Raw genomic sequence first — 13,807 nt, 5'->3', positions numbered from 1 at the left:
GAGTGACCGACCACCGCGTCGGGCATCACACCGGCGGCCTCCCAGACCGCCGCCAGCGACACCATCACCGCCCACAGCACCGGCTGCACCACATCAGCGGACTCGATCTCCGGCGCACCCGGCGCACCCGCCAGAACCTCACTCAACGACCACGGCACGTACGGCGCCAGCGCCGCCTCACACTCCGCCAGACGCGCCGCGAACACCGGACTGCACAGGGCCAGTTCACGGCCCATACCGACCCACTGCGCACCCTGACCCGCGAACACGAACGCCGTCCGACCACCCGAACGGGCAATACCGGACACCACCCCGGCCGCACCCGACCCGGCCACCAGGCCCTGAAGACCCGACACCAGCTCCTCACGACCGCCACCGACCACCACCGCCCGGTGCTCGAACACCGACCGCGTCGCCGCCAACGACCACGCCACATCCACCGGATCCACCGACGACCGCGCCGACACCCACTCCCGCAACCGGCCCGCCTGAGCCGTCAGCCCCTGCGCCGACCGACCCGACACCACCCACGCGGTGGACCCGTCGAGCTCCAGCAGGGCCGGAGCGACCGGAGCCGCCGCCACCTCCGCGGCCGGCTCGTCCAGGGCGTCCGCCTCGTCGGCGTCGCTGGCCGGCGTCTCCACCGTCTCGGCGTCCCCGGTCGGGGCCTCCTCCAGGATGATGTGGACGTTGGTGCCGCTCATCCCGAAGGCCGACACACCGGCCCGGCGCACCCGCTCCCCGGCCGGCCACGGGACCGGCTCGGCCAGGAGCTCCACCTCACCGGCCGACCAGTCGACCTCCGGGGTCGGCTCCGCCACGTGGAGCGTCGCCGGCAGCCGCTCGTGCTGGAGCGCCAGCACCATCTTGATGATCCCGGCCATGCCGGCGGCCTGCTGGGTGTGCCCGATGTTGGACTTCACCGACCCCAGCCACAGCGGCCGCTCCTCCGGCCGGTTCTGGCCGTAGGTGGCGAGCAGCGCCTGGGCCTCGATCGGGTCCCCGAGCGGGGTGCCCGTGCCGTGCGCCTCCACCACGTCGACGTCGGCCGTCGACAGCTTGGCGCTGGCCAGCGCCGCGCGGATCACCCGCTGCTGCGAGGGACCGTTGGGAGCGGTCAGACCGTTGGACGCACCGTCCTGGTTGATCGCCGAACCGCGTACCACCGCGAGCACCCGGTGCCCGTTGCGGCGCGCGTCGGAGAGCTTCTCCACCACCACGACCCCGGCGCCCTCGGCGACGCCCATGCCGTCCGCCCCGGCCCCGAAGGTCTTGCAGCGCCCGTCCGGAGACAGTCCCAGCGAGCGGCTGAAGTCGGTGAACAGCACCGGGGTGGCCGCCACGAACGCGCCGCCGACCAGGGCCATCGAGCACTCGCCGGAGCGCAGCGCCTGCGCGGCCAGGTGCAGCGAGACCAGCGACGACGAGCACGCGGTGTCGATCGTCACCGCCGGGCCCTCCAGGCCCAGCGTGTAGGACACCCGGCCGGACAGGATGCTGGTGGCGTTGCCGGTCATCACGTGGCCGTCGAGCTCGCCCTGCTTGCCGGTGATCCAGCCGTAGCCGGAGGCGGAGGCGCCCGCGAACACGCCGGTCGCCGAACCGCGCAGCGACGCGGGGTCGATCCCGGCCCGCTCCAGCGCCTCCCAGGCCACTTCGAGCAGCAGCCGCTGCTGCGGGTCCATCGACAGCGCCTCGCGCGGGCTGATCCCGAAGAACCCGGCGTCGAACTGGGTGGCGTCGTAGACGAAGTTGCCCGCCTGCACCTCCGCGGCGCCGGATCCGGGGTCGTCGGCGTCGCCGAAGGCCCACCCCCGGTCCTGGGGCAGTCCGGCCACCGATTCCCGCTGGGCGTCCAGCAGTTCCCACAGGGCTTCGGGGTCGCGTACCCCGCCGGGGAAGCGGCAGCTCATGCCGACGATGGCGATGGGCTCACCACCGGCCGTTTCCAGTTCCTGCAAACGTTGCCGGGTCTCGTGCAGATTAGCGGTCACCCGCTTGAGGAAGTAGCGGAGCTTCTCTTCGCTCACTTACGTCACCTCGTCGAAGAAGTCGCGGCGTTGGCCGAGTCAGTGGATTCCGAGTTCTTTGCCGATGAAATCGAAGACTTCGTCGTCGGTTGACGATTCGAGCTTCTCCGCAACTCCGGTCTCGGCGGTCTGTGCCCGAGCCTCCTTCCACTTGGAAAGGACGACTTCGAGGCGGTTCGTGATCAGCGTGGATTCGTCGTCGCCGGCGAGTGCGGCGAGCATGCCCTCCAGCTTGTCCAGTTCGGCCAGCACGGGCTGGGCCGGACTGGTCTCCTCGGTCAGACCGGCCCGCAGGTGGTCGGCGAGCGCGGCCGAGGTGGGGTAGTCGAACAGCAGGGTGCTGGGCAGGCGCAGGCCGGTGGCCGCGCCCAGCCGGTCGCGCAGTTCGACGGCGGTCAGCGAGTCGGCTCCGAGGTCGTTGAAGGCCCGGTCGGCCTCGACGGACTCGATGCTCGGGTGTCCGAGGACGGCGGCGGCCTCGGTCCGGACCAGGTCGGTCAGCAACCGGTCCTGTTCCACCCGGGGCAGTTCCGCCAGCTGCTGTGCCAGCGCATTCCCGGCCGGCGACTCGGCCGGACCGGTGTCGCCACCCTTCCCGGCCAGCACCTCGACGACCTCGGGCAGGCTCTCGATCAGCGGGCTGGGCCGGCGCAGCGTGAACGGCGGCGCGAAGCGCGCCCAGTCCACGTCCACGACGGTCATCATCGGGTCGCGACCGTCGAGCACCTGGGCCAGCGCCCGGATCGCGTGGTCGGGATCGATCAGGCGCAGACCGCGGCGGGTCATCTGGGCCGCGCCCTCCGCGTCGGTCATTCCGCCGCCGCCCCACGGGCCCCAGGCCACCGAGGTGGCGGCCAGGCCCCGGGCCAGCCGGTTCTCCGCCAGCGCGTCCAGGTAGGAGTTGGCGGCGGCGTAGCCGGCCTGGAGACCGCTGCCCCAGGTGGCGGCGATGGAGGAGAACAGGACGAACGCGTCCAGCTCCAGACCGGCCGTCAGCCGGTCGAGGCTGGCGGCGCCCGCGGCCTTGGCGGCCAGGACCGTCGCCAGTTCCTCCACCGAGACGTCGTCCAGCGCGGTCGCCTGCGCCAGACCGGCGGCGTGCATGACCGCGGTCAGCGGCGGGCCGCCCGCACCGATCCTGGCGATCACCCCGGCCAGCGCGGCGTCCTCGGCCGCGTCGCAGGCGAAGACGTCGACCTGGGCGCCGATCGTCGCCAACTCGGCGGCCAGCGCGGCCGTCCCCGCCGCTCCGGCGCCGGACCGGCTGGTCAGGACGAGCCGCTTGGCGCCCCGGCCGGCCAGCCAGCGCCCGACGTGGCCGCCGATCGCGCCGGTCCCGCCGGTGATCAGGACGGTGCCGCGCGGCACGAACTGCGCCGCGCCGTCGCGGGGTCGCGGGGCCCGGGTGAGCCGGCGGCCGAAGATCCCGGCCGGCCGGATCGCGACCTGGTCCTCGCCGCACTCGGCGAGCACCGCGCAGAGCCGCGCCGCGGCCTGCTCGTCGAACTCGGCCGGGAGGTCGATCAACCCGCCGCCGTGGTCCGGGTGTTCCAGGGTGGCGACCCGGCCGAGGCCCCAGCTCTGGGCCTGCACCGGGCTGGTCGGCGCCTCGTCCGGCGTGGCACCGACCGCACCGCGGGTGAGCGCCCACATCGGGGCGTGGACGCCCTGGAGGATGAGGGCCTGGATCAGGGTCTGGGTCCCGGCGAGGCCGTTCGCCAGCACCGGGTGACCGGGCAGCGGCGTCTCGTCCAGGGCCAGCAGGGACACGACGCCGGCGACTCCGGCCTCGGGCAGGGTAGCGGCGATCCGCCCGGCCATCCGCTGCTGGTCGGTGGTCTCCGTGGTCACCATGGTGACCACCTCCGCGCCCCGGGCGGCGAGCGCCCGCGCACAGTCCCGCGTCAGCTCCTCCTCGGCCTGGTCGGGCGTGACCACCAGCAGCCAGTGCCCGGCCAGCTCCGCCGGGGCGGGGTCGGCCACCGGCGCCCAGCCGACCCGGTACCGCCAGTTCGCGGTCACCGAGCGGTCCTGCGCCCGGCGGCGCCAGGACGCCAGGGCGGGCAGCACCTCGGCGAGCTGCCGCTGGTCCTCGATCGCCAGGGTGTCCGCGAGCCGGCCCAGGTCCCCGCCGTCGACGGCGGACCAGAACTGCGCCTCGGCGGCCGTGCCGGTACCGTCCCCGCCGGCGTTCGGCGGGGTCTGCACGCCCTTGGGCCAGTACCGCTGGTGGCGGAACGCGTAGGTGGGCAGCTCGACCGGCGTACCGGTCGGCAGCACCGAACTCCACTCCACCGCAGCACCGTTGACGTACGCGCGGGCGAGCCCCGCCAGCAGGCTCGTGACGCTCTCGTCGGTCCGCCGCTGGAGCGGGACGAAGACCGCCCCCTCGCTCCCGCTACCGGCCGCGATGTCCGGGCCCAGCGAGGAGAGCGACCCGTCCGGGCCGACCTCGACGAACACCGAGACACCCTGGCGGGCCAGCGTCGCCACCGCGTCCGCGAAGCGCACCGCCCGGCGGGTCTGCGCCGGCCAGTAGCCCGCCTCGGGCTCGGTGACCAGTTCACCGCTGAGCGCGCCCGCCCACATCATGTTCGGCCGGTGGTACTCCAACCCGGCCGCGACGGCGGTGAGTTCGTCGATCACCGGATCCATCGCCGGGGAGTGGAAGGCGTGCGAGACCCGCAGCCGCCGCACCCGGCGACCCCGCTCCCGCCACAGCTCCACCACCTCATCGACGGCCTCGACCGAGCCGGAGACCACCACCGACTCCGGCCCGTTCACCGAAGCGATCACCACCCCGGGCACCAGCTCGGCCAGCACCTCGGCTTCCGGGACGTTGACCGCCGCCATCGCCCCGCCCGCCGGCAGCGCCTGCATCAACCGAGCCCGCGCCGACACCAGCCGCACCGCGTCCGGCAGCGACAGCACCCCGGCCACATAGGCGGCCGCGACCTCGCCCACCGAGTGACCGACCACCGCGTCCGGCGTCACGCCCGCGGCCTCCAGCACCGCCGCGACAGCGACCTCGAAGGCGAACAGCCCGGCCTGCGCGTACAGGGTCTGGTTCGCCAGCGACTCGTCCACACCCTCGGCGCCGAGCACGACGTCCCGGACCGAGACTCCCAACTCCAGCTCCAGCAGCCCGGACACCCGGTCGAAGACCTCGGCGAAGACCGTGCTCGCCGTGTACAGACCCCGGCCCATCCCGACCCACTGCGAACCCTGACCCGCGAAGACCAGACCCACCCGGGCACCCGGCCTCGCCACACCCGACACCACCGAAGCCGAAGACGCCCCGGCGGCCAGGCTCCGCAGGCCACCCAGCAGTTCGGCCGGCCCGGTGCCCAGCACGACCGCCCGGTGCTCGAACGCCGACCGCGTCGCCGCGAGGGACCACGCGACATCCGCCAGGTCCACCGACGGCCGCGCCGCCACCCAGTCGTGCAGCCGCTCCGCCTGCGCCGTCAGCCCCTCGGCCGTCCGGCCGGAGACGAGCCACGCACCGGCGCCCGACACCACCGGCGCCGCGTCGAGGTCCTCGGGTGCCTCCTCCGACTCGACGGCCGCCGGCGCCTCCTCGACGATGACGTGCGCGTTGGTCCCGCTGATCCCGAAGGCCGACACACCGGCCCGGCGCGGGCGGTCCCCGGCGGGCCACGGCACCGGCTCGGCCAGCAGCCGCACCTCACCCGCCGACCAGTCCACGTGCGGCGAGGGCTCGTCCACGTGCAGGGTCCGCGGCAGTTCCTCGTGCTGGAGCGCCAGCACCATCTTGATCACCCCGGCCATACCGGCGGCCGCCTGGGTGTGCCCGATGTTGGACTTCACCGAACCCAGCCACAGCGGCTGCTCCCCGGCGCGTTCCTGGCCGTAGGTGGCCAGCAGGGCCTGCGCCTCGATCGGGTCCCCGAGCGGGGTGCCCGTGCCGTGCGCCTCCACCACGTCCACGTCGGCGGCGGTCAGCCCGCCACTGGCCAGCGCCGCCCGGATCACCCGCTGCTGCGAGGGACCGTTCGGCGCCGTCAGACCGTTGGAGGCGCCGTCCTGGTTGATCGCCGAACCGCGCACCACCGCGAGCACCCGGTGCCCGTTGCGGCGGGCGTCGGAGAGCCGCTCCAGCACCACCATGCCGGCGCCCTCGCCCATGCCCATGCCGTCGGCCGCGGCCGAGAACGCCTTGGAGCGGCCGTCCGCCGCCAGTCCGCGCTGCCGGGCGAAGCCCACCATCTCCCACGGCGTCGCCATCACGGCGACCCCGCCGACCAGCGCCAGCGAGCACTCGCCCGACCGCACCGACCGGGCGGCCGTGTGCAGCGCCACCAGCGAGGACGAGCAGGCCGTGTCCACCGTGAGCGCCGGGCCCTCCAGGCCCAGGACGTAGGAGACCCGGCCGGAGATGATGCTGGTCGCGTTGCCGGTCACCAGGTGGCCCTCGACCTGCGCGGCGCCGTCCTGGCCGCCGAGCTGCATGCTGGCCAGCGCGTAGTTCGACGAGTAGCCGCCGATGAACACACCGGTGCGCGAGCCGCTCAGCGAGGCCGGGTCGAGTCCGGCGGACTCCAGGGCCTCCCAGGACAGTTCGAGCATCAGCCGCTGCTGCGGGTCCATCGCCAGCGCCTCGCGCGGGCTGATCCCGAAGAAGCCCGCGTCGAAGCTGCTCGCCTGGTGCAGGAAGCCGCCCTCCCGCGCGTAGCTGGTCCCGGCGTGCGACGGATCGGGGTCGAAGAGCGCCTCCGCGTCCCAGCCGCGGTCCTGCGGGAGGCCGGAGATGCCCTCGCCGCCCACCGCCAGCAGGTCCCAGAGCTGCTCCGGGGTGTCGAGCCCGCCGGGGAACCGGCAGCTCATCGCCACGATGGCGACCGGCTCGTCGTCGGAGGCGGCGGCCGTGGGCACGGCCAGCGCCGACGCTTGCCCGGCCAGGGCACCGAGCAGCTCCGTCCGCAGGTGCTCGGCGAGCACCGTCGGGGTGGGGTAGTCGAACATCAGCGTCGTCGGCAGCCGCAGCCCGGTCGCGGTGGCGATCCGGTTGCGCAGCTCGACCGAGGTCAGCGAGTCGAAGCCGAGCTCGCTGAAGGCGCGCCCGGCCTCGACGTCGTCGGAGCTCGCGTGCCCGAGCACGGCGGCCGCCTCGTCGCGGATCGTGTCCACCAGGATCCGGTCCTGCTCGGCCCGCGACAGGCCGCTCAGGCTCCGGGCCAGCTCGCCCTCGGCCTGCGGTCCGCCGGCGCTCTCGGTGCGCTGCGCCGCCTTCAGCCGCTGGGCGTCCGGCAGGGCGCGCAGGAACGGCACGTCCAGGATCTGGGCCTGGCCGGGCGCGGCCGCGAAGGCGGGCCAGTCCAGGTCCATGACGGTCAGCACGGTGTCCGGGCCGGCCAGCACGCCGCCCAGGGCCTTGACCGCGAGCTCGGGGTCCATCAGGACCTCCCAGCGGTTGCGGCGCAGCCGCTGCCGGGCCGCCTCGCTGCCGCCGGACACGCCCTCGCCGGCCCAGGGGCCCCAGGCCACCGAACGGGCGGGCAGGCCGCGGGAGCGCCGGTGCTCCGCCAGCGCGTCCAGGAAGGCGTTGGCGGCCGAGTAGTTGGCCTGGCCCGCGCCGCCGAAGGTGGCGGCGGCCGAGGAGAACAGCACGAACGCGTCGAGGTCGAGGTCCGCGGTGAGCTCGTCGAGGTGCACGGCGCCGGCGGCCTTGGGCGCGAGGGCACTGGCCAGCCGGTCGTTGTCGAGGCCGTCGAGGACGCCGTCGTCGAGCACACCGGCGGTGTGCAGGACGGCGGTCAGCGGCGGGCCGCCCGCGGCGATCCGGTCGATCACCCCGGCGAGGTCGGCGCGCTCCGCGCTGTCGCAGCAGCTGATCTCGACGTCCGTACCGGCGGCCGCCAGGTCCGCGGCCAGGGCCACGGCGCCCCGGGCGGCGGCTCCGGAGCGGCTGGCCAGCACGATCCGCTCGGCGCGGCCGGCCAGCCAGCGGGCCACGTGCCCGCCGACCGCGCCGGTCCCGCCGGTGATCAGCACGGTGCCGCGCGGCGTCCAGTCCGGGCCGGGCGCGGGCTGCGGGGCCCGGGTCAGGCGGCGGCCGAGGATCCCGGCGGGGCGGATCGCCACCTCGTCCTCACCGCAGCCGGCGAGGACGGTGCACAGGCGGCTCGCCGCCCGTTCGTCGAGCACGGCGGGCAGGTCGATCAGACCGCCCCAGCGGTCCGGCTGTTCCAGGAAGACGACCCGGCCGAGGCCCCAGACCTGCGCCTGCACGGGGTTGGTCAGCGGGTCGCCCGGGCCGGTGGCGACCGCCCCGGAGGTGAGCGTCCACAGCGGGGCGGTGATCGCGGCGTCGGCCAGTGCCTGCAGCAGGGCCAGGCCGGCGGCCAGGCCGGCCGGCACCACGGGCCGCTCCGCGAGCGGTGTCTCGTCCAGGCCGAGCAGTGACACCACGCCGGTCACGCGCGGCGCGGCCTCGTCGGTGGCGTCGCGCAGCGCCCGGGCGAGGTCGGCGGCCAGCGGCTCGCGCCGGGCCGTCCCGGTCTCGACCTCGACGACCTCGACCCGGGCACCCCGCGCGGTCAGCGCGCGGACGCACGCCTCGACGAGGTCCGCGGTGCGGCCGGTCCGGTGCGCCGGGACGGCCACCAGCCAGGTGCCGGCCGGCTTGGCCGGGGCCGGGTCGGTGACGGGGGCCCAGGCGACCCGGTAGCGCCAGGCGCCGGTGACGTCCCGGTCCCGTTCGCGGCGCCGCCAGGACGCCAGCGACGGGAGCACCTCGCCGAAGGAGCGCTGTCCGTCCACGGCGAGCGTGTCGGCGAGCTGCTGGAGGTCGCCGCCCTCGACGGCGGCCCAGAACCGGGCCTCGGCCTCCGACGGCGCGCCGTCCCCGCCGGCCGCGACCGGCGCGGCCGCGCGGGAGCCGGTGAGCCAGTACCGCTGGTGCTGGAAGGCGTAGGTGGGCAGGTCGGTGCGCCGCCCGGCGGGCAGGACCCTGCGCCAGTCGACGGGCGTGCCGCCGACGTGCACCTGGGCGAACGCCGCGAGCAGTCGGCGCGGGCCGCTGTTCTCGCGGTCCAGCGTCCCGGTGATCACCGGGGCGCCGGCCGTGCCCAGGTCCTCGATCGTGTCGGCGATCCCGGTGGTCAGCACCGGCTGCGGGGAGACCTCGACGAAGGTCCGGTTCCCGGCCGCGGCCAGCTCCCGGACCGCCTCGTCGAAGCGGACCGTGCGGCGGACGTTGGCGAACCAGTAGCCGGCGTCCAGCTCCGGGCCGTTCATCCAGCGGCACTCGACCGTGGAGAACAGCGGGACCCGCCCGGCCCCCGGCCGGATCCCCGCCAGCCGCTCGGTCAGCACGCCTTCCAGTTCCTCGACCCCGGCCGAGTGCGCCACGAAGTCGGTCACCGGGATCGGCCAGCGCATCACCCGCCGGGCCGCCAGCTCGGCGCCGAACTCCGCCAGCGCCTCGGTCTCGCCGGAGACCACGGTGGCGGCGGGCCCGTTCACCGCGGCGACCGCCAGCCGGTCGCCCCACGGGGCCAGTACCTCGCGCACCGCCGCGACGGGCATGACGACCGACAGCATCCCGCCGCCGGTGCCGAGCCCGGACAGCGCCCGGCTGCGGACCGTCACCACCTCGGCCGCGTCCTCGAGCGACAGGATCCCGGCCACCGTCGCGGCCGCGATCTCGCCCTGGGAGTGGCCGACCACCGCACCCGGGGTGACGCCCGCGGCCTCCCAGACGGCGGCCAGCGACACCATCACCGCCCACAGCGCCGGCTGGACGACATCGGCGCGGTCCAGCGCGGGCGCGCCGTCCGCACCGGCCAGCACCTCGGTCAACGACCAGTCGACGTGCGGGGCCAGGGCCCGCTCGCACTCGGCGAGCCGGGCCGCGAACACCGGCGAGACCGCCAGCAGCTCCCGGCCCATGCCCTCCCACTGGGCGCCCTGCCCGGGGAAGACGAAGACCGCCTCGCTCGCCTCGGTGGCCGCGGTCGTGCCGGCGACCACCCCGGGGGCGCGCTCCCCGGCCGCCACCGCGGCCAGGCCCTCGGCCAGCTCGGCGCGGTCGGTGCCGGTCACCACGGCCCGGTACTCGTACACCGAGCGGGTCGCCGCCAGCGACCAGGCCACGTCCGCCGGGTCCAGCCCGGGCCGGGCCGCCAGGTACTCGCCCAGCCGGGCCGCCTGCCGGCGCAGACCGTCCGCCGTCCGCCCGGACACCACCCAGGCGCCGGCGCCGGGGGCGTCGAAGAGGGCCGGGGCCGGGTCGTCCCCGGCGGGCGCCTCGACGGCCGCCGGCTCGGGGGCCTCCTCCAGGATCAGGTGGGCGTTGGTGCCGCTGACCCCGAAGGAGGACACCCCGGCCCGGCGCGGCCGTCCGTCCGTCTCCCACGGCCGCGACTCCGTGAGCAGCCGGACGTCCCCGGCCGACCAGTCCACGTACGGCGAGGGCTCGTCCGCGTGCAGCGTGGCCGGCAGGTTCCTGTGCTGCAGCGCCAGCACCATCTTGATCAGGCCGCTGACACCGGCCGCGCCCTGGGTGTGACCGATGTTGGACTTCACCGACCCCAGCCACATCGGCCGGCCCTCCGGCCGGTCCTGGCCGTAGGTGGCGATCACCGCCTGGGCCTCGATCGGGTCGCCGAGCACCGTGCCGGACCCGTGCGCCTCGACCACGTCCACGTCGGCGGTGGTCAGCCCGGCGTCGGCCAGGGCCGCCCGGATCACCCGCTGCTGCGAGGGGCCGTTGGGCGCGGTCAGACCGTTCGACGCGCCGTCCTGGTTCACCGCGGAGCCGCGCACCACGGCCAGCACCGGGTGCCCGTTGCGGCGGGCGTCGGAGAGGCGCTCCAGCACCACCATGCCCGCGCCCTCGGCGATGCCCATGCCGTCCGCCCCGGCCGAGAACGACTTGGACCGGCCGTCGGGGGACAGCCCCCGCTGCTTGCTCACCCAGACGAAGAGGTCCGGCGTGGAGGCGATGAACGCGCCACCGGCGAGCGCCAGCGAGCACTCGCCCGAACGCAGCGCCTGGCTGGCCAGGTTGACCGCGACCAGAGCCGACGAGCAGGCCGTGTCGACGGTGACCGCGGGGCCCTCCAGGCCGAAGGTGTAGGCCACCCGGCCGGAGAGCACGCTGGTCGTGGTGCCCGTCAGCAGGTGCGCCTCCAGGCCCTCCGAGGCGTCCGGCCCGACCAGGCCGTACCCCGCGTAGCTCGCACCCGCGAACACGCCGGTGCGGCTGCCGCGCAGCGCCGCCTGGGAGATGCCGGCCCGCTCCAGGGCCTCCCAGGAGGTCTCCAGCAGGAGCCGCTGCTGCGGGTCCATGGCCAGCGCCTCGCGGGGGCTGATGCCGAAGAAGCCGGCGTCGAACTCGGCCGCGTTGTAGACGAACCCGCCCTGGCGCACGTACGCCGTGCCGGGGTTCTCCGGGTCCGGGTCGTAGAGGCCGTCCAGGTCCCAGCCGCGGTCCTGCGGGAAGGCACCGATCGCGTCCGTGCCCGAGTCGAGGATCTCCCAGAGCTCCTCCGGGCTCCGCACCCCGCCGGGGAAGCGGCAGCCCATGCCGACGATGACCACCGGGTCGTCGTCCGCCGCCGCCCGGCCGGTGGCGGCGACCGCACCGGCGCTCGCGGTCCGGTCGCCCAGCAGCTCGGTCCGCAGGTAGCCGGCCAGCACCACCGGGCTCGGGTAGTCGAAGAGCAGCGTGGCGGGCAGCTTGAGGCCGGTGGCGGCGCCCAGCCGGTTGCGGAGCTCGACGGCGGTCAGCGAGTCGAAGCCCAGCTCACTGAAGGCCCGGCCGCTGCCGATGGCCTCCGGCGAGGAGTACTCCAGCACCGCGGCGGCCTCGGCCCGGACCAGGGTGACCAGCGTGCGGTCCTGCTCGGCGGCCGGCAGGTCGGCCAGCTGCCGGCGCAGGGGCGTGCCGGCCTCCCGGTCGACGGCCGGGTCGGGCCCGTCGCCGGCCAGCGCCCCGGCGACCTCGGGCAGGTGCTCGATCAGCGGGCTGCGCCGGCGCAGCGTGAACGGCGGGGCGAACCGCGCCCAGTCCACGTCGACGACCGTCGTCAGTGCCTCGCCGCCGTCCAGGATCCGGGACAGCGCGCGGGTGGCCGGGTCGGGGCCCAGCAGCCGCAGACCGCGCCGCTCCAGTTGGGCCGCGTCGTCCCCGGAGCCCATCGCGCCGACGCTCCACGGGCCCCAGGCCACCGAGGTGGCGGCCAGGCCCCGGGCCAGCCGGCGCTCCGCCAGGGCGTCCAGGGAGGCGTTGGCGGCGGAGAAGCCGGGCTGCTGGCCACCGCCCCAGACGGCGGCGACCGAGGAGAACAGGACGAAGGCGTCGAGGTCCAGGTCGGCGGTCAGCTCGTCCAGCCACCGCGCGGCCTCCGCCTTGACCGCGAGCACGGCGGCGAGGTCCGCGAGGCCGAGGTTCTCGACCGGCTGGTTGTCGATGGCCTCCGCGAGGTGCAGGACGGAGGACAGCGCGGGGCCGGTCGTCGCGATCCGGTCGAGCAGGCCGGCCAGCTCGGACCGGTCGGCCGCGTCGCAGGCCAGCACGTCCACCCGGGAGCCCCGGGCGGCCAGTTCGGCCGCCAGCGCGGCGACACCGGGAGCGGCGGGGCCCGCGGCGCTGCTGAGCACCAGCCGGGGCGCACCGCGGTCGGCCAGCCAGCGGGCGACGTGCCCGCCGATGGCGTCGGTGCCGCCGGTGACCAGGGCGGTGCCGCCCGGCGTCCAGTCCCGGCCCGCCCTGGGCTGCGGCGCGCGGGTCAGGCGACGGCCCAGCACACCGGTCTGCCGGATGGCGACCTGGTCCTCGCCGCAGCCGGCCAGCACGGCGGCCAGCTGGGTGCCCGCCCGGTCGTCCAGCACCTCGGGCAGGTCGATCAGACCGCCCCAGCGGTCGGGGTGTTCAAGTGCGACGACCCGGCCGAGGCCCCAGACCTGGGCCTGCGCCGGACCGGCCGGCACCTCGCCCGGCGTGGCCGCGACGGCACCGCGGGTGGCGACCCAGAGCGGCGCGGCCACCCCGGCGTCGCCGAGGGCCTGGACGAGCGCGAGCGTCGTGCCGAGGCCGGTGGACACTGCCGGGTGGGCCGGCAGGGGGGTCTCGTCGGTCGCCAGCAGCGACAGCACGCCGGACAGCTCCCCGCCGTCCGGCAGCGCCTCGACGAGCAGTGCGGCGAGGTCCGCCCGGTCGACCGTCCCGGCCGGGACGTCGAGGGACACCGCCTCGGCGCCGCGGGCGGTCAGGGCCGCCGTGCACTGCCGGGCCAAGGCCTCGTCGGCGGTGCCGCTCGGGGTGACGACCAGCCAGCGACCGGCGGGCGCACCGGCGGACTGCTCCGTCACCGGGGCCCAGGTCACCCGGTAGCGCCAGGCCTCCGTCACCGAGCGGTCCTGCTCCCGGCGGCGCCAGGACGCCAGTGCGGGCAGCACCTCGGCGAGGCGCTGCTGGTCCTCGATCGCCAGGGTGTCCGCGAGCCGGGCCAGGTCACCGCCCTCGACGGCAGCCCAGAACTCCGCTTCCGCCGCCGTGCCGGAGCCGTCCCCGCCGACGGTGACGGTCCGGGCCGGGGCCTGAAGCCAGTACCGCTGGCGCTGGAAGGCGTAGGTCGGCAGCTCCACCACCTCGGCGGCGGGCAGCACGACCTTCCAGTCCACCGCGAGACCGCCGACGTAGGCCTGCGCGAACGCCGTGAGCAGGCGGGAGGCGCCCGCGTTGTCACGCTCCAGCGTGCCCACCGTCAGGACGTCGGCGACACCGGCGTCCTCGGCCGTCTCCGCCA

The 13,807-nt window shown here is 75.9% G+C and carries 2 protein-coding genes; both read right to left on the bottom strand.

Annotation, left to right across the window (positions count from 1 at the left end):
• The coding region (locus ABT263_RS37350) for a type I polyketide synthase (RefSeq protein ID WP_352297999.1) at window positions 1-2,030 on the bottom strand (2,030 nt) is incomplete at its 3' end.
• Window positions 2,031-2,069: 39 nt separating this feature from the next.
• Entirely contained in the window at window positions 2,070-13,763 is an 11,694-nt protein-coding gene (locus tag ABT263_RS37345; protein WP_352297996.1) for a type I polyketide synthase, read from the bottom strand.
• Window positions 13,764-13,807 lie beyond the last annotated feature (44 nt).

The organism is Kitasatospora sp. NPDC001603 (assembly GCF_040298365.1).
Taxonomy (GTDB): domain Bacteria; phylum Actinomycetota; class Actinomycetes; order Streptomycetales; family Streptomycetaceae; genus Kitasatospora.
The sequence above is the reverse complement of the archived record's forward strand: the minus strand, read 5'-3'. Positions and strand labels throughout refer to the sequence as shown.